A 23,416-nucleotide genomic window follows, 5' to 3' on the forward strand; every position below is an offset into this window, starting at 1 on the left:
GTTCAGTCAACACTCGTGATCCCGCTGAGTTGGAAATACGTCGAGACGCGCACCGATGACGACTTCGTCGTCAACCCCGGGGAACGGCTCAATTGGTCGAGCACCATCGGTATCGGGGCCCAGCATGTGGTTGCCATGTTCGGTGCCACGTTCCTGGTCCCGGTGCTCACCGGCTTTCCGCCCGCCACCACGCTGCTGTTCTCCGGTGTGGGCACCATTCTGTTCCTGCTGATCACCGGCAACCGGTTGCCGAGCTACCTGGGGTCGAGTTTCTCGGTGATCGCCCCGGTCACCGCTGCGGTGGCCGCGCACGGAACCGGAAGCGCGCTGGGCGGTTTGATCGCGGTCGGTCTGTTGCTGATCCTCATCGGAGCGGTGGTGCACCTGGTCGGCACCCACTGGATCGACCTGGCCCTACCGCCGGTGGTGACGGGCGCGATCGTCGCACTGATCGGCTTCAACCTGGCGCCGGCCGCCAAGGCCAACTTCGAGAAGGGCCCCTTGGTCGGGCTGGTGACGTTGGTGTTGCTCGTCGCCACGCTGGCGTTCTTCAAGGGACTGATCGGCAGGCTGGCCATCTTCGGCGCGGTACTGATCGGGTACCTGCTGGCACTGGTCCTCGGCGAGGTGGACACCGCGGCGATCGCCGCGGCACCGTGGCTGGGGCTGCCCGAGTTCCACACCCCGACGTTCAATCTGGCGGTTCTGCCGCTGTTCCTGCCCGCGGTGATCGCACTGGTCGCCGAGAACATCGGGCACGTCAAGTCGGTGGGGCAGATGACCGGCACCGATCTCGATCCGATGATCGGCCGCGCGCTGGCCGCCGACGGCGTGGCCACCGTGCTGGCCGGCGCCGGGGGCGGATCGGCCACCACCACCTACGCCGAGAACATCGGCGTGATGGCGGCCACCCGGGTCTACTCGACCGCGGCGTACTGGGTTGCCGCGATAGTGGCGATCGCATTGTCGTTGTGCCCCAAGGTCGGAGCGGCGATCTCGGCGATCCCGCCGGCGTGCTGGGCGGCGCGACGATCGTGCTCTACGGCCTGGTCGGCATCCTGGGCGTGCGGATCTGGCTCACCAACCACGTCGACTTCTCCAAGCCGGTCAACCAGATGACCGCCGCCATTCCGCTGATCATCGGGATCGCCGACTTCACCTGGCAGCTCGGCTCTCTGACGTTCACCGGGATCGCGCTGGGTTCCATCGCCGCGTTGCTGGTCTTCCACAGCATGAGGTTGTTGGAGTACCTGGGGAACTTGGCACAACCTACTCGCCAAGAGCGTTGACCACGCGGGCGAACACCGAGGGCAGCGCCGCCGACGCCGGGGTGATACACGCCCGCACCGGACCAAAACCGCTGCCGTGCAACAGGGCTGCCGTCAGTAACCGATAGCGGCGCGTCATCGCCCGCCACTGCCGGTCGTAGTCACCCGGCCGGTCCGCGCGAACACACCCCACCAGGAGTTCGGCCGCACCGAAGGCCAGGCCCATCCCCTCTCCTGTGAGGGCATCGACGTATCCCGCCGCGTCGCCGACCAGCAACACCCGGCCCGCACTCCGGTCCCGGACCTTCTGCCGCAACGGCCCGGCCGCCCGGTCATGGCCGTGCTCGAGGCCGTGAATCCGGTCGGCCAGCAACGGGAATGCCGCCAGGTGCTCGTCGAAGCCGCCGCGCACCGAGGTCAGAATCGCCACCCCGACACAGTTCTCACCGACCGGTGTCACATACGCCTCGGCGTCAGGACCCCAGTACACCTCGACACAATCCGACCACGGCGCGATCTGGACATGCCGCCGGATTCCCCAGCGGCGTCGCCTGCCCTCACCGCCGCTGAGCCCGAGCGAGCGGCGGATCGGCGAATGCAGGCCGTCGGCGGCCGCCAGGTAGCGGGCCCGAAAACCGGCCGCGCTCACCGATGCCGAGTCCTGCGTCACCGGCCCCACCTCACCCTGGACCACCCGGACCCCGGCTTCCGACGCGGCCTGCGACAGCGCGGCGTGCAGAACCGTACGACGCACTCCGCGCCCGGCCCCGTCGCGGAACCTGGCCTCGGCGGTGCGGTGTCCATCCAGATAGCGGATGCCATGGAAGGCGCGGCCGTCGGGTTGGGCGCCCAGGCGTTGCAGCTGCCGGACCGAGTGCGGCATCAGCCCCTCACCGCATGCCTTGTCGATCGGGCCTTGGCGCCGTTCCACCACCACGGTCTCCAGCCCGGAACGCGCTGCGTGCACCGCGGTGGCCAGCCCTGCCGGGCCGCCACCCGCGACGAGCAGATCGATCACGTCAGGCCTTGCAGCGCTTCGTTTTCCACGCGGATCCGGGTCCGCAGCAGCGCGGCGTTCGCCACGGTGAACACCAGAGCGGTGATCCATGCACCGCCGGCCAGCGGCAACGCGGCTCCCTCGGTGACCACGGCCACGTAGTTCGGGTGCGGCAGCACCCGGTACGGACCGTCGACCACGCGCGTGGCTCCGGGAACCACCACGACCCTGGTGTTCCACTGCCTGCCCAACGTGGTGATGCACCACCACCGCAGCGCCTGGGCGGCCAGCACGACCGCCACCATGATCCGGCCGAGCACCGGCGATGGCCGGCGCCGGCGCGCCTCCACCACCGCGCCGACCAGCAGCGCGCTGTGCAGCGCCACCATCACCGGATAGTGCCTTGCCCCGAATTCCTTGCCGCCCTGGGCGATACTCCACTGCAGGTTGCGCTTGGACACCACCAGTTCGAGGACCCGCTCGACGGCGACGAGTGCGATCAGCGCGGTGAATCTCTTGGCCGCCATCAGCGCCAGCGCAGCAGGACGAGCTCCGAGCAGAAGCCCGGACCCATGGCCATCATCACGCCGGGGGTGTCCGACTCCGGCCGTTTGCGGATGGTGTCGCGCAGCACGTGCAGCACCGAGGAGGAGGAGAGATTGCCGACGTCGGCGAGCGACTGCCAGGTGAGATCCAATGCGTCCTCGGGCAATCCGAGGGTGTCGATGATCGCCTCGATCACCTTCGGCCCACCGGGATGGCTGACCCATGCGGACACATCGCCGACGGAAAGGCCGTGATCGCCGAGGAACCCGTTGACATCGTCACCCAGGTAGCGCCCCACGAAGCTCGGCACTTCGGCGCTCAGCACGATCTCGAAGCCATCGGAGCCGATGTCCCAACCCATGGCGTGCAACGAGTCTGGATACAGATGACTGCGTGAGTCCAGCACATCGGGTCCGGTCGGGTTGAGCTTGCGGGCCCGTTGTTCGCCGACCGCGACCACCGCGGCGGCGCCGTCGCCGAACAGCGCGCCGGCGACCAGCGTCGGCATCGTGGGGTTGTGTTTGCGTGTCAGCGAACATAATTCGACCGACACCAGGACCGCCACCTTGTCGGGCGCGCCCCGCAGGTAGTCGTTGAGCCGCGCGATGCCTGCGGCGCCGGCCACACAGCCCAGTCCGAAGATCGGGATGCGCCGTACGTCGGGCCGCAGGCCGAGTCGCCCGGCGATCCGCGCGTCCAGGGACGGGACCACGGCGCCGGTGACCGTGGTGGTGACGATCAGGTCGACGTCCTCGGGGCGCAGCCCCGCCTCGTCGAGGGCCCCGGACAGTGCGGCGCAGCCCAGTTCGGTCGCATGCTCGATGAACAGGCCATTGCTCTCACCGAAATCGTCGAGATCGGCGTATTCCTCGAGCGGTCGGACCAGATACCTGCTGTTCACTTTCGCGCTCTTGTGCAGGGCCCGCACCACATCCTCGACCTCGGCGTATCCCGGCAGGTCGAGCAGCGCGCTGGTGACCTCGTCCTGCGTATACCGATGCGGAGGCAGTACGGCATGGACGCCGGCAATGGTGCTGTGGCTGGGCATTCTCGCGACGTTAATTCCCATACCCGTACCACGGGGGCCTACCCTCGCCGGTTCAACTCACCCTCGATGAATCCGGATCAGCCACGGTGACGTTTGTCACGCGCCGGCACGCCATTGGGGCCCTCGATCGACCGGGCGTATGTGCCGACCGTGAACGCGACCGCCGATCCCATGATCCCGAGCGCGTGGGCATCGACGTTGTCGATGGTGTCGCGGGCGGTGTGATAGTTCGGATCGAAGGCCGCCCCGGCCCGTCCGCCCCACAACCGGGCCTGAACCTCGGTCTTGCGTTGCGACGATCCGGTGGTTGTGCCCCCGATCGGCACACCGGCCTGCAGGAACGGGTGATAGTCGGTGTTCGCACTGATCGGCATGTCCGCGGGCCGCGCCCCGGCGAGGTTGAGGTAGCCGGCCATGGTCCTCTCGATGCCGGCCGATCCTTCGGGTATCGCCTTGGGATCGGTGGCCTGACCGGACTGGTCGCCGTCATAGGTGAAGAACCCCGCGTTGGGCGAGCCGACCATGTCGAAGTTCAGGTACAGCGCAAGATCGTCGAGTTGGTCCAGCGGAAGGTTCCGCACATATTGCTTCGAACCGTCCAAGCCCATTTCCTCGGCGCCCCAGAACGCGAACCGCACCGCGTTGCTCGCCTTCGGCGAACTACCCAGCTGCAGCGCGGTTTCCAGGACGGCCGCCACCCCCGACCCGTTGTCGTTGATACCCGGTCCGCCGCCGATGCTGTCGAGGTGGGCACCCACCAGCACCACATCGGAGGCCGACCCGGTCTTGGTCTGCGCGGTCAGGTTGCGGGATTTGATCATTTCGGCTTTGCCGTCGAGCGTCAGCCGAACCGGCGCGGTGGTGCGCAGCAACGCCGCATCCGTGTTCTCGTCGATGACACCAACCGGGACGGTGAGATCGCGGTAGTAGCCGGTGGTGAACAACCCACCGGGGGCGGGTTGCCCCCCGCGATTGACCACCAGCAAACCGACCGCACCCTTGGCCAGCGCGGTGTTCTGTTTTGCCACAACCGAACACCCACTGTCGTCGACGACCGCGATGGCACCGGAGATGTTCGCCGATCCATAGTCGGTGGCCGCACATCCGGACGGCTTCCCCGGTCGCAGCGTGGGCGCGTTCAACCCGCCGGGCGCCGTCGTCACCAGCATCGACGCCTGATCCACCTGGTAGTCGGTCCCCGACACCGTCAGCGCCGGGTTCCCCCCGCGCATCGTGCCCATCCGCTCGAACTCCGGCGTCTGGACATCAAAACCTTTGTCCCGCAGGAGTTGTGCGACATAGTCGACGCTGGCGTCGTAACCGGGGCTGCCGACCGCCCGGTTCCCGCCGTGGCTGTCGGCGATCTCCTGGAGCTTGCGCAGGTGGGTGAACATGGAGTCGACGGTGATCTTGCCCGCCAGTTCCTGCGGCTCGACAGCCTTCGGCGATGGCTGTGCCGAGCATCCCGCCAGTGCGGCACCGAGCAATAGGGCTGCGAGTCGACGCGCCGTCACTGCGCGGTGATCTGGTGCCGCGTGCGGTCCGAGCGAACCGGTAAACCGTTGCGGCCCCGCTGATCTTGGGCATACAGCCCGACAGCGAATGCGACTCCCTCACCATGTATCTGCAGCGCGTCCCGGTTCACGTGGTCAAGGGTATCGGTGTTCTTGTGATAGTTCGGGTCGAACGGTTGATCCACCTCGCCTGCCCACAATTTTGCTTCCTCGGCGTTCATCTTGTCCTCGGCGCCGGAGAACAACCCACCGGAGGGAATGCCCGCCATGGTGAACCCGTCATAGTCGGATCGACCGTCGAAACTGGTGTCGCGCGGCGTCTTTCCGGCATTCTGCAGATAGGCCGCCAGGGTGCGCTCGATTCCCGCCGAACCCTCGGGGACGCGGGGGCGGCCCTGCTCGTCCAGCGGTGCGGACTGGTCGCCGTCGTAGGTGAAGTAGCCCGCGTTGGGCGAGCCGAGCATGTCGAAGTTCAGGTACATGGCAATGTCTTTGAGCTGCTCGGTGTCGAGGGACTCGACGTAGTTGGTCGACCCGAGCAAACCTTCTTCCTCAGCTCCCCAGAACCCGAACCGCACCGCGTTGGCCACCTGGGGCGAATCACCCAACTGCAAAGCCGTTTCCAGCACCGCGGCCACACCGGAACCGTTGTCGTTGATGCCGGGGCCCTCGGGAACGCTGTCGAGATGGGCACCGACCATCACCACGTCCGAGGTCGAGCCGGTCTTGGTCTGGGCGATGATGTTGCGGGTGTGCTCGACGCGCACGCCCGCGACGAGCTTGATCGTGGTGGGCCCGGGCGAGTTGCGCAGCCGGGTGCCCTCGTCCTTGGTCACGCTGACCACCGGGATCTTGACGTCGGTGTCGCGGCCCAGCGTGCCGCCCATCTTCTCGTCGTTGTTGGTGTTGACCACGATCATCGCGACCGCGCCACGCTCGGCGGCAGCAGCCTGTTTGTCCGCGAACGGGCACGAGCCGCGATCGACCAGCACCACCGCACCGGACACCGGGAGCCCGTCGAAGTCGGCGGCCTCACATCCGGGAGTGTCCTCGACCTTCGCCGGCACCAGCGGCCCGGACACCCCGACCTGGTCGGTACCGATGGTGAACTCCAGCGGCTTGGCGGCGACCGGTTGGCCGCCGACGGTGACCTGAGGGTCCTCGGCGAACGGGAGTTTCACCTCGAACTCGGGGGTTTCCACGTCAAACCCCTTATCGCGCAGCGCGCCGGCCACGTAGTCCACGCTCGCGTCGTACCCCGGGCTGCCGAGCGCGCGGTTGCCCTTGTTAGCGTTGGCAATGTCCTGCAGCTTGCTCAGGTGACCCATCATCGCGTCGGCCGAGACCCGCCCACGTAACTGGTCGGCGAACTGCGCCGCCGCCGACGAGGACTCCTGGGATTGCCGCCCGTCGGTCTGCAGTTCGGTCTTTGCATCACAGCCGGCCAGCCCCGCGGTCAGCGCCAGCGCGCAGAGAACCGCCCCCGTCGAAATACGTCGCATTGCACCCACGGTAGCTGCTACGAGCAGGGTGCTCGGTAGTCGATGTCTTTGGACACCCACTCGTCCCATTCGGCCTCGGTCATGTCGGCCGCCACCTTGGAACAGAGCTCGTCGGCCCAGCCCGCCGGGGCTGGCCACACGATCCACAGGTTCAGGTCGGCCCACGACCGGATGCTCTTGCCGTCCGGCCCGAACGCGACGCGCATGATCCGGGTCGTATGGCCCGTCAACGGCTTGCCGATGGGCCGGCGGGCGCCGACGTCCCACAGATGGATGTTCGTCGAATAGGCATCGGCGGATACCGCGTACCGCCCGTCAGGGCTGAATGCGACAGCGGTGCCTGTCTGCCCGGACTGTTCCGGCGCCACCCACGGTTCGCCTGTGGGCTCGCCGGAGGCCACGTCATACAACTGGAGGCCCCGCGTCGTGCCGACCAGGACTTGCCGCCCGTCGGGACTGATCGTCGCGGCGCTGATCGGGAAGTGGTCGTTCGCGAGGGCAAATTCGCTGGGTCGGCCGCCGCGCCCGGTCAACAAGGGACCTGCCGGCTCACCGGTGTCGGCGTCCCACACCTGTGCCGAAGAGTCGGTCATTGCCTCTGCCGAGGTGAACACATTGCTCGCCGTTTCCAGCGCACTGGAATCACCGGACTCGAGATGTGTCTGCGTGGCCGCCAGCACGCGACTGCCATCGGCGCTGAATCCGACAATGGTCACCGCGCTGACATTCCCCTTCAACTGGGTTCCGCTGCTCTGCTGCTCGGTCACATCCCAGAGCCACGCCGAGCCGTCGACGGTCCCGGCGGCGACGCGATTGCCGGCCGGGCTGAACGCGAGAACCAAGATCCGGCTGGTCGCCCCCGCCAAGGGTGCGCCGACGGACTCGCCTGACTCGGCGGACCAGATTCGGACGGAGTGATCCTCGTCCCCGCTCGACGCGATCGCCTGCCCGTCCGGCCGCCACATCAAGGCCGTCACGTGCCCGGTGTGGCCCGTCGCGATGGTCCGGATCAGGGCGCCGGTGTCGACGTTCCACAGCGCGATGTCGGTGTCCTTGTCGTCGCGACGGGTGGCCATGATCCGGCCGTCCGGACTCAACGCGGTGGGCCCGGCCAATGCGAAGATGTCCAGCCCCTTGCCGACCGATCGATCAGGATCGGCGGCCCATTCGTGCACGAAGTCCCCGTTGCTGACGATCCGGCTGCCGCTGGGGCTGTAGGCGATCACACTGGCATTTCCGGATCTCCCGGTGATGGGTTCACCGACCGCGGCGCCTGTCTCGGCATCGTGCAACCGGATCGTCTTGTCGTCTGCGCCGATGGCCACTCGTTTCCCGTCAGGGCTCACTGCGAGGCTCAAGCCACCGTAACCCGGGTCCGTCACATCGACGACCGTGCGGCCGGTATCGAGCTCGTCGACTCGCAATTGCGTTGCCCGGCCGCTGGTATCCGCATAGCTGTTCACATAGCTCACCGAGACGATACGTCGGCCGTCGGCCGTGAATCGCACGCCTGCGACGATGCCTCGATGGCCGGGCACCAACTGCGCCGCAGGTCCCTGGGTAGCCACATTCCACAGCCGCACCGCACCGTCGAATCCTCCGGAGGCCAGTAGCTTCCCGTCCGGGCTGAACTGCAGATCCCCGATCGGCATACCGCCGTGCGCGGCGATCGGGTGGCCCACTGCCTCACCGGTCGGCACCTTCCACAGCTGGATCATCCCGTTGCTGGCCGCGGTTGCCAGCAGGGCCCCGTCCGGACTCAGTTCGACATGCCACAGCGCTTCCGACGCGGTAACGCTACGAATCTCCTTGCCGGTCTTCGCATCCCATATCCGCGCGGTGCGGTCTTTCCCGCCAGAGGCGATCCAGTCCTTCGTGATGGCGAGGGTCTCGACATTGTCGGTGTGGCCGGCCAACGGTTCCCCGATCGGCTCACCCGTGTGGAAATTCCATCGGCGCAGCATGTGGTCTTCGTCGGCCGATACGATCACCTGCTCGTCGGGGCTGATCGCGAAGGTATTGGCCGGTGACGGCGAATTGATGACTTTCAGCAGGCGGGCCGAGTCGTTCAGCGTGTCCACGAGCGCACCGGGATCACCTCCCGGTGCCAACCGCTCAGCCACGACCATCTCCAGGATCGCGCGCCGCTCACCACCTGTGCGCGTACCTCCCAGCATCGCGCGGGACTCCAGGGCAAGCTTGGCGGCCACCGCCTGACGGGCCTGCTCATTGGCCTTCTTCTCGGCCGCCAGCGCATTCCGCTGTGAAATGACGGCAAAGACGGCGGCCAATACGATCACGGTGAGCAGTGCGGCGAGGATCTGGGAGCGACGCCGCAGCGACCGTGCGTGAGCTTGCGCCTCGGACTTCTCCGTTTCGAGTTTGTGGTTGGCGTGCCGGCGTGCGGCCAGCAGGAACTCACCAGCCGGATTGAGACGAGCCCCGAAACCCGATCGGGTACTCAGGTTTTCCGCCTCGGCCAGCCGGGCACCGTCGAGCAACCAGTCGTCGCGACGTCCGCTGCGCTCCCAGGCGACGACCGCGCGCTCGATGGCGTCGGCGTCACGCAGTTCGACGGCCTCGGCCCGTAACCACTCCGCCAACTCGTCCCACTGCCGCAGCAGGCTCTCCAGCGCCACTTCGACAACGACCTGATCGTCGCTCTCGCCTTTGACCAGAAGCCGCCGAGCGACAAAGTCATTCAGCAGGCCGTGACTGTTCTCCGGCAGATCGGACCATTTCGCGATGCGGCGCATCGGTTGGTCGGTATCCGAGTTCACCGTCGCCAACCACGGGATGAACGCATCGTGCAGCCGACTCAACTGCTCGGAACGTTCGGCCGGATCATTGGACAACAAGTTGTCGATCTCGTTCTGCACGACCCGGCGCATGCCCCCCATCGCCTCGTAGTTGTCGACGGTGACGGCACCTCCGCTGCCGGCGTAGTCCTCGTAGAGGCACGACAGGGTCAGGGCCAGCAGCGGCAGGGTGTCGGCGCCGCCGGTGGCATCCTCGATGAGTCGCTCGACGAGTTCGGGCTCGAGGGCGAACTTGGATCCCGACTCGGCCGCACGGCGCGCCGGACCTTCGATGACCTCGGCGAATTGCGCAGCCGGCATCGCCTTCAGCCGGTCGAACAGGTGACTCTGTACGTCCGACAGCTGCGGTGCGGTCTGCAACGGTTCGTAGCGATCGGAACGGATCGTGGCGATCACCACCATGTCCAGCGCGGTGCCGGCACTGTTCAACAGCGTGCCGAGAGTCTCCAGACATGCCGGCCCCTCCGTTCCGGCATCGACTCCGAACCATTCCTCCGCCTGGTCGACGGGTAGCACCAGGGTCGGCGGCCGCTGGGCATCGGCGGTGCCCGGCATCCGATCGCTCACCGCGGCAACAGCTTCGAGCAGCAACCGACGTACCGAGTCTGGGTCCCCGATTACGTTCTTGATCTCGCCGAGGCTCGGTGACGTCAACCCGACCTGTTCCCGCACAACGTGAATGGACCGCGCCAGTCCCGCATCTCCGGTGAGCGCGTGACGTTCCGGCCGCACCACGGGCATCGTCAAGAAGCGCCGGTCGTCACGCGTCAGACGGGGAAGCAGGCCGGCCCGCAGAAACGACGATTTGCCGACGCCAGACGGGCCCAGGATGACGAACATTCGCTCGCGTCCGGCCTCACGCATCTCACGCAATTCGTCCAGGGCACGAATGATCTGCGCGTCCCGGCCGAAATACACTGCCGCGTCGACTGATTCGAGTGGTTCCCAGCCGCGGTACGGCGAGCGGCCGGGATCCCCCGGCGGCGGCCACGGGAAGCTGTCGGCGCCGATGCCGACCGACCGCAGCCCCATGAGCAGTCGGTTGAGGCCCCCGGCCGCCAACCGCACCTCGGGCGCACCGTCGACTGCGATCGTCGTCGACGGCCCCGGCCCGAAGAGGTCGCAACTCTGCCAGGCCCGGGTCACGTCCTTTTCGTCAACACTTTCCAGCCGGGCGCAGAAGATGGGCTTGCGCATACCTTCGGCCTGCCGAAACTCGGCGTGACATTCCTTGGACGCCACCCAACTCTCGGACACCAGGCAGATCACCGCCTCACAGCGGGCGTTGGCCTGCCAGAGGGCATCGGTCCACCGCGTCCCCGTCCGGATCCCGCTGTCGCGATCCAGGTCGAGGAATATCTCTCCGGCCAGCCCCGGGTCGGCCAGCTCGAGCCACTGCTTGAGGGCGACGGCATAGTGATTGTCGCGGCTGGAGTGACTCAGAAATATGCGCGACATGTGACTACCTCGATTTGGGCCACAGCGTTTCACCGCCGGTCAAGTGGTGAGTTCGACGCTAATCAGGCGTGGATCGGCGGCCTAGAGTAGCCGGCTACCCGAAAATCGGTTGCCTGGTGATTTGCTGTGGTGGCATGGTGTTCCTCGGCGCCGACAGGGAAGCAGGCCGAGCGGGGTACCGCAACGTTTCTGCGTGTTGCCGGCGGCGTCATGGCACAGGTAAAGGGCCTGAGGTTCGAATCCTCTCCTACAACCCCGATACCGTCGCCGGGATCGCGCAGTCGCTGACCTTGTGGCCCACATCCGCCTGGACGGGGATGTGACGCCCCGTCACCGGTTGCGTCCGGCGGCGGTATCCCTTTGCTGCACAGACACATACACCGGAAGGAGGACACGACATGAGTATCTTCACGTTCGACCGAATCACTGTTTCCGCAGGCCAGTGCGCACTGGAATACAAGGACGGCACGCTGGGTCGTGTCCTGCCCCCGGGGCGCCACCGCATTGATGTGGCGGCCTCGGTGGTGCGTGTCGAGATGCGTGAGCAGGTGCTGACGCTGGCTCCGCAGGAGGTGCTGACCTCGGATGCGGTGACGCTGCGTATCACCGTCGCGCTGCAGTTCAAGGTCCGGGACGCGGTGGCCTACGTGGAGGCCGCGGCCGACCCGATGGCCGCGGTGTACCTGGCCGCGCAGATCGCACTGCGCGACCTCGCCTCGGCGGTGACCGCGGACGAGGTGATGCAGCGCGGCAACCGCATTGACGCCGACGCGATCGCCGCGGCAGCGCGGACGGCCGGTGCCCGCACCGGAGTCCAGGTGATCAAGGCGTTCGTCAAGGACGTGATCGTCCCGACCGAGATCCGGGCCGCGGCACTGCAGCTGGCGACGGCCAAGGCCACGGGTGCGGCGAAGCTGGAAGCCGCCCGTGCCGAGACGGCGGCCCTGCGTGCGCTGGCCAATGCCGGCAAGCTGCTGGACGCCCACCCGGCACTTGCTCAGCTGCAGCTGATCCAGCACGTGCCGTACGGGTCGAAGGTGGTACTGGCCCTGGGCAGCAACGATGCGGTTCCAACGGATGTGGCGTCTGACCCGGAGTAACTCCGGGTCAGGCGTCACGCCTGTTCAGCACCACCGCGGCGGCCACGAACGCCACCGCCACCCACACCAAGAAGTAGAACAGCGAGCCCAGCTCACTCCACGACGTGTAGTAGGTGGGGAACAACCACTCGACCTGAAGGAACCGGAACATGTTGGCGAACGGCAGCCACGGTCCGACCTTCGGGCCGGTGTTGGGCATGTTGCCCAGCAGGGGCTCGGCCACCAGCGGCCACAGCAGCAGGATGGCCACCGCGCCGGCCGCGAATCGCAGCAGCGCCCCGACGGCCACCCCGAGCACCGCGGCCAGCGCGGCGTAGAGCGCGAATCCGCCGGCCACCCGCCAGGTCGCCGGGTTGGCCATCGACAGTTGGGTACCGACCACCGGGTCGGCGACCATCCGGGCCACCAGCACCGAGGCCAGCACCATGATCACCGCACACACCGAGGAGAAGGCCGCGCACACCACCGCTTTGGCGGTGAGCACCTGCGTCCGGTTCGGCGTGGCCAGCAAGGTGGTGCGGATCAGCCCGCTGCGGTACTCGCCGGTCATCGTCATCGAGGACAGCACCATCAGCACCGGAACCCCGAACACCGCGACACCCAATGCGGCCTTCGAGGGGGACAGCCCGGAGTAGTGGTGCGCCGTCAGGCCCTGGATGGCGGCCAGACCGAGGCTGAGCACCGCCACCCCGACCGTCGACCACAGCGGGGAGCGGGTGGTGGCCAGCTTGATGCGCTCGGCGTCGAGCGCCGCCAGCGCGCTCACTTCTTCACCGCCCGGTAGTCGACGGCATCATCGGTGAGTTTCAGATACGCCTCCTCCAGCGAGGCCTGTCGCTGGCTCAACTCGTGCAGGGTGATCGCATTGCGCGCGGCGAGGTCGCCGATCACCTCGATGGCCGCGCCGTGCACCGCCAGCGCATCGCCGTCCGCGGCGGCCTCCACCTCGAACCCGGCGTCGGTGAGAACCTCACGCAGCGTCTCGAGTTGTGGTGTGCGCACCCGCACGGTGTCCGCGGACGTGCCGCTGACGAACTCGCTCACTGTGGTCGAGGCGATCAGTTTGCCCTGCCCGATCACCACCAAACGGTCTGCGGTGTTGGCCATCTCGGCCAGCAGGTGACTGGACACGAACACCGTGCGCCCCTCGGCGGCCAGGTTGCGCATCAGGGTGCGGACCCAGTGGATGCCCTCGGGGTCCAGGCCGTTGACCGGTTCGTCGAACAGCAGCACCGGCGGATCACCCAGCAACGCCGCGGCGATCCCCAGCCGCTGGCTCATGCCCAGCGACAGTGTCCCGGCGTTACGGTCCCCCACCGCTGTCAGCCCGACGGTCTCGAGCACCTCGTCCACCCTGGCCGGCACGATGCGGTTGGCCGCCGCGATCCAGCGCAGGTGGTTGCGGGCCGAGCGGTTCGGGTGGGCCTGACGCGCGTCGAGCAGGGCGCCGACCGCGCGCAGCGGATCGCGCAGTTCCCGGTACTTCTTGCCGTCGATGGTCGCGGACCCGGTGTTGGGATGGTCCAGCCCGAGGATCAGCCGCATGGTGGTGGTCTTGCCCGCGCCGTTGGGCCCGAGGAATCCGGTCACCACGCCCGGTTCGACGGTGAACGTCAGATCGTCGACGGCTCGGTGGGATCCATAGAGTTTTGTCAGCCCGGTCAGTTCGATCATCACCGCCATCATTGCAGGCGGTGTCGTTCTGACTGCTCAGGTTCAGATCAACTGAACATTCCCGTCACGTCGGTCTCGGTGGAGTTGAGCGTGTCGATGCCCCCGTGAACCGCGGCGCACAGCTTGTCCAGCGCGGCCGCCTCTTCGTCGGCTTCTTTGTTCCACTCGCTGTACTGCTGACTGAACTGTTCGGCGGCCGAGCCGGTCCAGGTACCGCCGATGTCGGCCATCAGCGCGGTCTCCTCTTCCAGGATCTGCTTGACCTTGGCGGCCTCGGCATCCAGCTCGGCGGCCAGTTGTCGCGTCCGCTCGAACTGGACGGAGATATCGGTGCTCATCCGGAAACCTTCCGACTCAGATATTCATGGACTGGGCCAGCGAGCCGGCCGCGTTGCCGTCGGTCCCCTCGTACGCCGCGATCGCCTCATCGAGAAGATGCGACATGTCGAGCTCTTCCCGACGGACATCCGACGCCTGCGTGAGGTAGTTCGAGAGGGCGGACTGGACAGCTGAGCCCGCTGCTCCCGTCCAGGTTGCGGCGAACTCACCCGCGATCTCCGTCACCCGGCGCTCGTGCTGCGCGCGTTCCTGTGCGAATTTCGACAGTTGGGCGGACTTCTTCCGAAGCTCGTCACCATTCAACTCGAGGCCCATGAGGAGATTCTTACACGCCGCCATCAGCCCTGATCGCACGAATTCAGGTGCTCGGGCCGGCCTGTGCCACCACCAATTCGGCGACCGCCCGCATACCGGCGGCGTTCGGGTGCAGCGGCGCGGGCCGTCCCGGCCAGGGCAACCCGGGCCGGGTGGTCCATGGCTGGGCCGACCAGGCATGGTGCGTCAGGCTGGCTTGTCCGGCGCGTACCCATCCGCAGCCGGTTTCAGCGGCGGCCTGTCCGGTGAGTCGTTCCAGCGTGGCCGCGACGTGTCGCCCGAGCGCCGCGTCAGCCTCCGGCAGCGGTGAAGCCGCGACGCCTTCGGGCGGCAGCATCGTCAGGTAGTCCACGAACAGCACCCTGGCCGCGGGAGCGCGTTGGCGGATCTCAAGCCCCACCGTCACCAGCGCGTCGGCCACCTGCGTCAAGGCCGCCTCCCGTGCGGCAGGATCCAGCAGGCCGCGAAGGAACGGCCCCACCAGGGGCACCGACCGGGTGAATCGCGGCAGCGCAGCGGCCATCAACTGGGGCACGTAACCGGCGTCGTTGCCGCCGATCGTGACGGTGACCAGGGCCTCGGACCCGTCGAGCGCGTCGATCTGAGGCGCCGCACCGTTCTGCCGCTCACTCAGGATGTGCGCGGTGGTGGCCCCGGAGTACGTCACGTCCACCAGATCGAGCCCGAGTCGGGCGGCCGTCAGATGGGGGTAGTTGCGTGCCGAGCGGCCCGCCTGCCACGGCGCACCGGGTGCCGACGGTTTGATGCCCTGGCCGCCATCGAACTGCCAAGAGCCACATAGCGCGTCATAACACCGCTCCCCCTCCTCGCACTCACCGCAGCCTCGGCGCGAAATCACAGCGCCGGGCTCGACGCCTGAGCCCAGAACCGCTTCGGGATACGCCCCGCCTGCCGCGCCAGGTATCCGGCGGTGACGGCTGCCGACATCGCGGCCGCCATCGTCGGCGGGTCGGCGGCACGGGTGACAGCAGTGGCCAACAGCACTGCATCGCAACCCAATTCCATTGCCATCGCGGCATCGGAGGCGGTGCCGATACCGGCGTCCAGCACCACCGGCACCCCGGCCCGCTCGACGATCATCTCGATGTTGTGCGGGTTCGAGATGCCAAGACCGGTCCCGATCGGCGAGCCCAGCGGCATGACGGCGGCACAGCCGGCGTCCTCCAACCGGCGGGCCAGCACCGGGTCGTCGTTGGTGTAGGGCAGCACGATGAAGCCGTCGTCGACCAATTGCTCTGCGGCCTTGACCAGTTCGATGGCATCGGGCAGCAGCGTGCGCTCGTCGGCGATGACCTCGAGCTTGACCATGTCGGTACCCAGCGCCTCCCGCGCCAGCTGCGCGGTCAGCACAGCCTCGGCCGCACCGCGACAGCCCGCGGTGTTGGGCAGCGCAGCGATACCCAACCGGTTGAGCAGGTCGAGCACCCCGGTGCCGGTCTCGGCGTCGACCCGCCGCATCGCCACGGTCGTCAACTCTGTCCCCGAGGCCACCAGGGCCTCTTCCAGCACAGCCAGATTCGGTGCGCCACCGGTACCCATGATCAGCCGGGAGCCGAACTCCCGGCCGCCAATACTGAGTTTTGATTCACCCACCCTGCACCGCCGTCACGACCTCGACCCGGGCACCGTCGGACAGGGTCTGGTCCCATTCCGAACGGGGCAGCACCGTCCAGTCCAGTGCGACCGCGATGCCCTTGTCGGGGAAGCCCCGGGTCTCCAGCAGCCCCTCGACGGTGGTCTGCTCGTCCACCTCGAGGGTCTCGTTGTTGACCGTGATGGTGATCATTTCGCTCCCACGCTCACCTCGAGCTCAGCCGCGATCCGCTCAGCGGTCCACGGCGCCAACAGAAATCCGTTCCGGCCGTGTCCCACGGCAACCAGCGTGCGCTCGTCGACACGTTCGACGATCGGCAGCCCGTCCGGGGTCATCGGCCGCAGCCCGGCCGCGGTCTCGGCCAGCTCGTACTCGCCGAGGGCGGGCATCACCGCACAGGCGTCCTCCAGCAGATCGCGCACCCCGCTGACCACCGGCGCGGTGTCGCGACCGTGCTCGTACTGGGTGGCGCCGACCACCACGCCGTCGGCACGCGGCACCAGGTACACCGGCCGGCCGTGAACGCGGGCCCGGATCACCCGCTGCGGCACCGGCATACAGCCCTTGCGCCACCGCAGCCGCAGCACCTCACCCTTGACCGGGCGCACCGGCAGGCCGGGCAGGAGCTTCGGGGCGTCGATCCCGTTGGCGACGACGACCGCAGCAGCGTCGTCGATATCGGCCAGATCCTCGACAGGGCCGGCCCACCGCACAGCCAGCCGTTCGCAGTGCGCGGCCAACCCGTCGACCACGGCGCGGTTGTCCACGGCGAGTTCGGTGGTGGCCAGGAACCCGTGCCGGATACCTTGGGCCAGCAGGGGTTCCACATCGCGGGCGGCAGTGGTCAGTTCGACCGGCTGGCCCTGCGCGGAGAGCCACTCGGCGACGGTGTGCAGGTCGGCCACATCAGCCCGGTCCACCGCTACCACCAGCGACTCGCGCGCGGTGACCACCTCGGGTGCCAGCCCCTCGAGGAATCCCGAGTGCCAGAGCTTCAGCGATTCCAGGCCGATCTGCAGTATCTGTTCCTCACCCGGCCAGCCTTCGCTGTGCGGGGCCAGCATGCCGCCGGCCACCCATGATGCGCCGCGCTCGGTGGTGCAGTGCAGCCGCACGGTCCAGCCGTCCAGCGCCGCCCGGCGTGCGACGGACAGCCCGATGACACCGCCGCCGATGACGGCAAGTGTTCGCGCCATACCCGCTCCCTTCGCCGGCATGACCCGGATCAGGTGTGACGGTCAGGGCCGGTCCGTATGCCCACTCTCAGCCCCTCGTCCCCGGGACTCCCGTATTGATTGCCAGTCCAGGGTACTCGGGCGCCACCGGCTACCGTCGCGGTGTGGAATCACCCGCCGACCGTTTGCAGCGCGCCACCCTCTACCTGTGCACCGATGCCCGCCGGGAGCGCGGTGACCTGGCCGAATTCGCCGACGCGGCGCTGGCCGGCGGGGTGGATCTGATCCAGCTGCGGGACAAGGGGTCGCCCGGGGAGAAGCAGTTCGGCCCGCTGGAGGCGCGTCAGGAGCTCGAGGCGCTGGAGATCCTGGCCGACGCCGCCCGCCGCCACGGTGCCTTGCTGGCGGTCAACGACCGCGCCGACATCGCGCTGGCGGCCGGGGCCGACATCCTGCACCTCGGTCAGGACGACCTGCCGCTGGAGGTCGCCCGCGGCATCATCGGCGAGCGTCCGGTGATCGGCCGCTCCACCCACGACGCGGAACAGGCCGCTGCCGCGATCGATGAACAGGTGGACTACTTCTGCGTCGGACCGTGCTGGCCCACCCCGACCAAGCCGGGCCGGTCGGCACCGGGTCTGGACCTGGTGCGCGCGACGGCCGCGCTGAATCCGGCCAAGCCGTGGTTCGCGATCGGCGGGATCGATCAGCAGCGACTTCCCGAGGTACTGGCCGCCGGGGCCCGGCGCATCGTGGTGGTCCGTGCGATCACCGCCGCCGAGGATCCCCGCGCCGCGGCCGCCGAACTCAAGGACGCGATCGCTCAGGCTTATTGATGCCGGTTGTGCTCCAGCGGCAGCGACGCCGTCACCGCACGCAACTGCTCCCAGCTCGCGGCGAACCCGGGATGCAGCGGCAACTCGGCCACCTCGTCCTCGGCCACCCAGCGCAACTCCGAGCTCTCCCGGTTCGGGATGGTCTCCAACGGCTCGGGCACGTCGGCGATCACCGTCGTGTAGGACCAGTGGGTGCCACCGATACCGGCCACCTCGGCCGTCACCACCGTGGTCCGCACGGTGAGCTGTTCGGCCGTCACCCCGGCTTCCTCGTTGGCCTCCCGGACCGCGGCCTGCTCGGCGGTCTCGTGGCTGTCGCGGGCACCGCCGGGAAGCGCCCATGTTCCGCCCTGATGGCTCCACGGGGCTCGATGTTGCAGCAGTACCGCCGCAGCTCCGCCGTGCCACGGTGCCCGCAGCAACAGGCCGGCCGCACCGTGGCGCCCCCAATAGCGGGCGCCGTTGTCGGAGAACACCCAGCCGTCACCGTCGCCACGCACCCGTACAGGATAAGGAACGCCGCCAGTTTCGGTGGGCCGCAATTTCTCCGCGAGCCTAAGCGTGGCGCTCTTAGAATTTTTTTATAGTGTTGGAACACCCCGTAAGCACCGAAACTAAATGAGGTCCGTGCGCAGGTGACTGTGGATTTGGCACATCCCTCGACCGAACCGCTCGCGTCCCGGTCGCCGACCACTCCTGCCCACCCGCGCTGGTGGTTTCTGTGGACCACGCCCGGACGCATCCTGACGATCGGAGTGACGCTCGCCGGCCTGGTCATCGCCAGCGCGTTCGCGACGTCCACCACGATCAACGACCGCCAGCAGGCGTTGACCACGGTGCTCAACCACACCGAGCCGCTGGCGTTCGCGGCCGGCCAGCTCTACACGACGCTGTCGGTCGCCGACGCCGCCGCGGCAACCGCCTTCATCGCCGGCGCCGAACCCCGCGATGTCCGTCAGCGATACGAACAGGCCATCACCGACGCCTCGGTCGCGGTGACGCGGGCATCGAGCGGGTTGACCGACGAAGCACTGGTGCAACTGCTGGGCCGGATCAACGCACGGCTGGCGGTCTACACCGGCCTGGTGGAGACCGCGCGGACCAACAACCGGGCCGGCAACCCGGTGGGTTCGTCCTACCTGTCGGAAGCCTCGGCACTGATGCAGTCGCAGATCCTGCCCGACGCGCAACGCCTGTACGAGGAGACCTCGGCGCGGGTGGATGCCGAGACGACCGCCTCCACCCGGATCCCGGCCGCGGTCATGCTGGTGGTGCTGGCCACGTTGATGTTCGGCGCGTTCGCCAACCGCTGGCTGGCGCGGCGCACCCGGCGCCGGGTGAACATCGGTTTCGTGGCCGGCGGGATGGCCGTGCTGATCATGCTGATCTGGGTCACCACCGCATTGGTGATCTCGACGTCGGACAGCCGCAGCGCCAAGGACACCGCCGCCGAGTCGCTCAAGACCGTGACCAACCTCGCCATCACCGCGCAGCAGGCCAGGGCCGACGAGACGCTGGCGCTGATCCGGCGCGGCGACGAGAACCTGCGCAAGCAGTCCTACTACCAGCGTATCGACGCCATGCAGCAGCAGCTCGCCCAGTATCTGGCCCGCGACACCCGCATCGACAAGAGCGATCTGACGGGGGCCGAGGATCTGCTCACCAAGTGGCGTGCGGCCGACGACCGGATCAACGCCTATATCGCGGTGGGCAACTACCAGGCCGCGACGCAGGTGGCGCTGGGCACCGGCGAGGACGATTCCACGTCGGCCTTCGACAAGCTCGACGACGCGTTGTCCAAGGGCATCGAACAGAGCCGCAGCCAGTTGCGCAATGACATCGCCAATGCCCGCCGGGTGCTGTCCGGTGCGACGGTGGGCGCCGCGCTGCTCAGTGTGGCCGCGGCGCTGGCGGTGGCGTTGGGACTGTGGCCCCGACTCAGCGAGTACAGGTGAGCACCGTGAAGAAGGCAGTGCAGAAGCTATTGGCCGTCCTGACCGCGACCCTGGCGGTGGCCGGGTGCAGTCAGAGCGCGCCGGCGTTGACGTTGCCGACGATGACGCTGGCGCCGCCCAGCCCGGCCGGCATGCAGGAGCTTGCGCCCCAGCCGGTTCGGGTGCCGACGCAGGACACGGACGAGTGCAACCGCACGGCCAGCCTGCGGCCGTTCAGCAATCAGGCCGACGCCGACGCGGCGGTGGCGAAGATCCGCGACCGCGGGCGGCTGGTCGTCGGGCTCGACATCGGCAGCAATCTGTTCTCGTTCCGCGATCCGATCACCGGTCAGATCAACGGGTTCGACGTCGACATCGCCGGGGAGGTCGCGCGCGACATCTTCGGCACGCCGTCACAGGTCGAGTACCGCATCCTGTCCTCGGCCGACCGCATCACCGCACTGCAGAACAATCAGGTCGACATCGTGGTCAAGACCATGACGATCACCTGCGAGCGCCGCAAGGAGATCAACTTCTCCACGGTGTATTTCATGGCCCACCAACGCATCCTGGCCGCGCGGGACTCCAACATCTCGCAGGCCTCCGACCTCTCGGGCAAGCGGGTGTGCGTGGTGGACGGGACCACGTCGCTCAAGCGGATCCAGCAGATCAGCCCGTCACCGATCATCGTCTCGGTGGTGACCTGGGCCGATTGCCTGGTGGCGCTGCAGCAGCGTCAGGCCGATGCGGTCAGTACCGACGATTCGATCCTGGCCGGGCTGGTGGCCCAGGATCCGTATCTGCACATCGTCGGCCCCAGCCTCAACGAGGAGCCCTACGGCATCGGGCTGAACCTGGACAACACGCCGCTGGTCCGGGTCGTCAACGCGACTCTGGAACGCATCCGCCGCGACGGCACCTGGAACACGTTGTACCGCAAGTGGTTGACGGTCCTGGGGCCGGCGCCGTCGCCCCCGGCCGCGAGGTATGTCGACTGATGAAAAAGCCCGACGACAGCGGACTCCCGGACACCCCCGACACCGAGGGCGGCCCCGGGACGCAGCCGGCGAGCCTCGAAGACCTCGAGTTGGATTCGCAGTCGACCCTGCGGCCCATGGCGACCCAGGCGGTGTTCCGCCCGGAGTTCGACGAATCCGACGATCCGGCGTTCGGCGGCGGCGACACCGAACCGCAGAACCTTGCCACGATCGCCACCCGGATGCTCTCGCCGATCCGCAGGCTGGGCGGCGGGCTGGTCGAGATCGCGCGGGTGCCCGAGCGAGATCCGTTGACGGCGTTGATGACCAACCCAGTGGTGGCCGAGCAGAAGCGGTTCTGCTGGAACTGCGGCAAGCCGGTCGGCAGGTCCTCGCCCGACGGGCATGCCCTGTCGGAGGGCTGGTGTCCGCACTGCGGCAGCGCGTACTCGTTCCTGCCGCAGCTGTCCCCGGGCGAGATCGTCGCCGACCAGTACGAGATCAAGGGCTGTATCGCCCACGGCGGTCTGGGCTGGGTGTATCTGGCCTTCGACCACAACGTGAACGAGCGTCCGGTGGTGCTCAAAGGCCTGGTGCATTCCGGTGATGCCGAGGCCCAGGTGATCGCCATGGCCGAACGCCAGTTCCTGGCCGAGGTGACGCACCCGGGAATCGTGAAGATCTACAACTTCGTCGAACACGATGACAAGCACGGCAATCCGGTCGGCTACATCGTGATGGAGTACGTCGGCGGAACGTCCCTCAAACAGGCAAGGGGCACCCGACTTCCGGTGGCCGAGGCGATCGGCTACATGCTGGAGATCCTGCCCGCGCTGGGCTATCTGCATTCGATCGGGCTGGCCTACAACGACCTCAAGCCCGAGAACATCATGATCACCGAGGAACAGCTCAAGCTGATCGACCTCGGTGCGGTGTCGAAGCTCAACTCCTACGGATACCTGTACGGCACACCGGGATTCCAGGCTCCCGAGATCGTGCGCACCGGTCCGACGGTGGCCACCGACATCTACACCGTGGGACGCACGCTGGCCGCGCTGACCATGAACCTGCGGACCCGGCGAGGCCGCTACGTCGACGGGCTGCCGTCCGAGGACCCGGTGCTCGACAAATACGATTCCTTCGGCCGGTTCCTGCGCCGTGCCATCGACCCCGATCCGCGACGCCGGTTCCGCAGCGCCGAGGAGATGTCGTCGCAGCTGCTCGGTGTGCTGCGTGAGGTGGTGGCGGCCGATACCGGTATCCCCCGCCCCGGTCTGTCGACCGTGTTCAGCCCGTCCCGGTCCACGTTCGGCGTCGATCTGCTGGTCGCCCACACCGATGTCTACGTCGACGGACAGGTGCATTCGGAGAAGCTGACGGCGCAGGAGATCGTGCGCGCGCTGCCCGTACCACTGGTGGACCGCGCCGATGTCGGGGCTCCGATGCTGGTGGCCAGCGTGCTCAGCCAGCCCGTGCACACCCTGGACCAGCTGCGCGCGGCGCGCCACGGCGCGATCGACGCCGAAGGCGTCGATCTGTCCGAATCGGTGGAGCTGCCGTTGATGGAGGCGCGCGCCCTGCTCGACCTGGGCGACGTCGCCAAGGCCACCCGCAAGCTCGACGACCTCGCGACCTGGGCCGGGTGGCGCTGGCAGCTGCTCTGGTTCCGCGCCGTCGCCGAGATGCTGTCGGCCGATTACGACTCGGCGACAAAGCATTTCACCGAGGTACTGGACACCCTTCCCGGGGAGCTGGCACCCAAGCTGGCGTTGGCCGCGACGGCGGAACTGGCCGGCACCGCCGATGAGCTGAAGTTCTACAACACCGTGTGGAGCACCGACAATGGCGTGATCTCGGCCGGTTTCGGCCTGGCCCGCGCCGAGTCGGTCGCCGGCTCACGCGACAAGGCCGTCCAAACCCTCGACGAAGTTCCGCCCACCTCAAGGCATTTCACCACCGCCCGGCTGACCAGCGCGGTCACCCTGCTGTCGGGACGGTCCACCGGTGAGATCACCGAACAGAACATCCGCGATGCGGCGCGACGCGTGGAGGCACTGCCCGATTCGGAGCCACGCGTGCTGCAGATCCGGGCACTGGTGTTGGGCACCGCGATGGACTGGCTGGCCGACAACACGGCCAGCAGCAATCACATCCTGGGATTCCCGTTCACCGAGCACGGTCTGAAGCTGGGCGTCGAGGCGTCGTTGCGGGCGTTGGCCCGGGTCGCCCCCACCCAGTCGCACCGCTACGCGCTGGTCGACCTGGCCAACAGCGTGCGGCCGATGAGCACTTTCTGAGC

At 67.8% G+C, this 23,416-nt stretch carries 19 protein-coding genes, 2 pseudogenes and 1 riboswitch; of the genes and pseudogenes, 6 read left to right on the forward strand and 15 right to left on the reverse strand.

What is annotated here, in order from left to right; genetic code table 11:
• The first annotated feature begins 15 nt into the window (after nucleotides 1–15).
• Nucleotides 16–1,289: pseudogene (locus ACNQVK_RS33235) on the forward strand (uracil-xanthine permease family protein).
• On the opposite strand, the gene ACNQVK_RS33240 reads toward ACNQVK_RS33235, so the two are convergent.
• The 6 genes from ACNQVK_RS33240 to ACNQVK_RS33265 all read right to left on the reverse strand — a co-directional run bounded on the left by ACNQVK_RS33240 (nucleotide 1,270) and on the right by ACNQVK_RS33265 (nucleotide 11,152).
• Nucleotides 1,270–2,286, reverse strand: coding sequence for an NAD(P)/FAD-dependent oxidoreductase (locus tag ACNQVK_RS33240; RefSeq protein WP_418032955.1), 1,017 nt, complete (start codon nucleotides 2,284–2,286; stop codon nucleotides 1,270–1,272). The pseudogene ACNQVK_RS33235 and the gene ACNQVK_RS33240 overlap by 20 nt on opposite strands.
• Nucleotides 2,283–2,792, reverse strand: coding sequence for an isoprenylcysteine carboxyl methyltransferase family protein (locus ACNQVK_RS33245; RefSeq protein WP_418032957.1), 510 nt, complete (start codon nucleotides 2,790–2,792; stop codon nucleotides 2,283–2,285). Before ACNQVK_RS33245 ends, ACNQVK_RS33240 begins: the two co-directional genes overlap by 4 nt.
• Nucleotides 2,792–3,859: a type III polyketide synthase gene (locus ACNQVK_RS33250; RefSeq protein ID WP_418032959.1), complete on the reverse strand. Its 1,068-nt coding sequence runs from the start codon at nucleotides 3,857–3,859 to the stop codon at nucleotides 2,792–2,794. The genes ACNQVK_RS33245 and ACNQVK_RS33250 overlap by 1 nt, the downstream gene beginning before the upstream one ends.
• A gap of 77 nt (nucleotides 3,860–3,936) precedes the next feature.
• A complete protein-coding gene (locus ACNQVK_RS33255; protein WP_418032961.1) occupies nucleotides 3,937–5,373 on the reverse strand; it encodes a M28 family metallopeptidase in 1,437 nt (478 codons plus the stop codon).
• Nucleotides 5,370–6,875 (reverse strand): M28 family metallopeptidase, encoded by a 1,506-nt coding sequence (locus ACNQVK_RS33260; protein WP_418032963.1) that lies wholly within the window; start codon nucleotides 6,873–6,875, stop codon nucleotides 5,370–5,372. Before ACNQVK_RS33260 ends, ACNQVK_RS33255 begins: the two co-directional genes overlap by 4 nt.
• A 17-nt stretch (nucleotides 6,876–6,892) precedes the next feature.
• Nucleotides 6,893–11,152, reverse strand: a complete 4,260-nt coding sequence (locus ACNQVK_RS33265) for a TIR domain-containing protein (RefSeq protein WP_418032965.1) — start codon at nucleotides 11,150–11,152, stop codon at nucleotides 6,893–6,895.
• Nucleotides 11,153–11,550: 398 nt separating this feature from the next.
• Here ACNQVK_RS33265 and ACNQVK_RS33270 point away from each other — a divergent pair, with 398 nt between their 5' ends.
• Nucleotides 11,551–12,252 carry a slipin family protein gene (locus ACNQVK_RS33270; RefSeq protein ID WP_418032967.1) on the forward strand — a complete coding sequence of 234 codons (702 nt, stop codon included), beginning with the start codon at nucleotides 11,551–11,553 and terminating at the stop codon, nucleotides 12,250–12,252.
• Between the two features lie 7 nt (nucleotides 12,253–12,259).
• Here ACNQVK_RS33270 and ACNQVK_RS33275 read toward each other — a convergent pair whose 3' ends face one another.
• From ACNQVK_RS33275 to thiO, 8 genes and pseudogenes are all read right to left on the reverse strand, one after another.
• Entirely contained in the window at nucleotides 12,260–13,018 is a 759-nt protein-coding gene (locus tag ACNQVK_RS33275) for an ABC transporter permease subunit (RefSeq protein WP_418032969.1), read from the reverse strand.
• Nucleotides 13,015–13,926: an ATP-binding cassette domain-containing protein gene (locus tag ACNQVK_RS33280; protein ID WP_418032970.1), complete on the reverse strand. Its 912-nt coding sequence runs from the start codon at nucleotides 13,924–13,926 to the stop codon at nucleotides 13,015–13,017. Before ACNQVK_RS33280 ends, ACNQVK_RS33275 begins: the two co-directional genes overlap by 4 nt.
• 47 nt (nucleotides 13,927–13,973) lie before the next feature.
• Complete coding sequence (locus tag ACNQVK_RS33285; protein ID WP_044515464.1) at nucleotides 13,974–14,264, reverse strand: WXG100 family type VII secretion target; 291 nt, start codon at nucleotides 14,262–14,264, stop codon at nucleotides 13,974–13,976.
• A 16-nt stretch (nucleotides 14,265–14,280) separates the two neighbouring features.
• Nucleotides 14,281–14,580, reverse strand: a complete 300-nt coding sequence (locus ACNQVK_RS33290; protein WP_162563096.1) for a WXG100 family type VII secretion target — start codon at nucleotides 14,578–14,580, stop codon at nucleotides 14,281–14,283.
• Between the two features lie 43 nt (nucleotides 14,581–14,623).
• Nucleotides 14,624–15,390: pseudogene (locus ACNQVK_RS33295) on the reverse strand (SGNH/GDSL hydrolase family protein).
• Between the two features lie 45 nt (nucleotides 15,391–15,435).
• Nucleotides 15,436–16,194, reverse strand: coding sequence for a thiazole synthase (locus tag ACNQVK_RS33300; RefSeq protein ID WP_044515459.1), 759 nt, complete (start codon nucleotides 16,192–16,194; stop codon nucleotides 15,436–15,438).
• The gene (thiS, locus tag ACNQVK_RS33305; protein WP_044515454.1) at nucleotides 16,187–16,387 is read right to left on the reverse strand and encodes a sulfur carrier protein ThiS; all 201 of its coding nucleotides are present in this window, start codon (nucleotides 16,385–16,387) and stop codon (nucleotides 16,187–16,189) included. Before thiS ends, ACNQVK_RS33300 begins: the two co-directional genes overlap by 8 nt.
• Complete coding sequence (gene thiO / locus ACNQVK_RS33310; protein WP_418032973.1) at nucleotides 16,384–17,391, reverse strand: glycine oxidase ThiO; 1,008 nt, start codon at nucleotides 17,389–17,391, stop codon at nucleotides 16,384–16,386. The genes thiS and thiO overlap by 4 nt, the downstream gene beginning before the upstream one ends.
• Nucleotides 17,381–17,495, reverse strand: a riboswitch (TPP riboswitch). Its footprint overlaps the gene before it by 11 nt.
• Before the next feature lie 39 nt (nucleotides 17,496–17,534).
• Here thiO and thiE point away from each other — a divergent pair.
• A complete protein-coding gene (gene thiE, locus ACNQVK_RS33315) occupies nucleotides 17,535–18,206 on the forward strand; it encodes a thiamine phosphate synthase (RefSeq protein WP_418032975.1) in 672 nt (223 codons plus the stop codon).
• Here thiE and ACNQVK_RS33320 read toward each other — a convergent pair.
• Nucleotides 18,200–18,706 carry an NUDIX hydrolase gene (locus tag ACNQVK_RS33320; protein ID WP_418032977.1) on the reverse strand — a complete coding sequence of 169 codons (507 nt, stop codon included), beginning with the start codon at nucleotides 18,704–18,706 and terminating at the stop codon, nucleotides 18,200–18,202. The genes thiE and ACNQVK_RS33320 overlap by 7 nt on opposite strands.
• Before the next feature lie 135 nt (nucleotides 18,707–18,841).
• On the opposite strand from ACNQVK_RS33320, the gene glnX reads away from it, so the two are divergent.
• Genes glnX through ACNQVK_RS33335 form a run of 3 tightly spaced genes read left to right on the forward strand, consistent with a single transcriptional unit; the run spans nucleotide 18,842 to nucleotide 23,414 of the window.
• Nucleotides 18,842–20,161, forward strand: a complete 1,320-nt coding sequence (gene glnX / locus ACNQVK_RS33325) for a protein kinase G-activating protein GlnX (protein ID WP_409551131.1) — start codon at nucleotides 18,842–18,844, stop codon at nucleotides 20,159–20,161.
• Nucleotides 20,162–20,166: 5 nt separating this feature from the next.
• The gene (locus ACNQVK_RS33330) at nucleotides 20,167–21,138 is read left to right on the forward strand and encodes a glutamate ABC transporter substrate-binding protein (protein ID WP_418032979.1); all 972 of its coding nucleotides are present in this window, start codon (nucleotides 20,167–20,169) and stop codon (nucleotides 21,136–21,138) included.
• Nucleotides 21,138–23,414, forward strand: a complete 2,277-nt coding sequence (locus ACNQVK_RS33335) for a serine/threonine-protein kinase PknG (RefSeq protein WP_418032981.1) — start codon at nucleotides 21,138–21,140, stop codon at nucleotides 23,412–23,414. The genes ACNQVK_RS33330 and ACNQVK_RS33335 overlap by 1 nt, the downstream gene beginning before the upstream one ends.
• The last annotated feature ends 2 nt before the right edge of the window (nucleotides 23,415–23,416 follow it).

Origin of the sequence: Mycobacterium sp. 134 (genome assembly GCF_048282715.1) — a bacterium.
Lineage (GTDB): Bacteria > Actinomycetota > Actinomycetes > Mycobacteriales > Mycobacteriaceae > Mycobacterium > Mycobacterium septicum.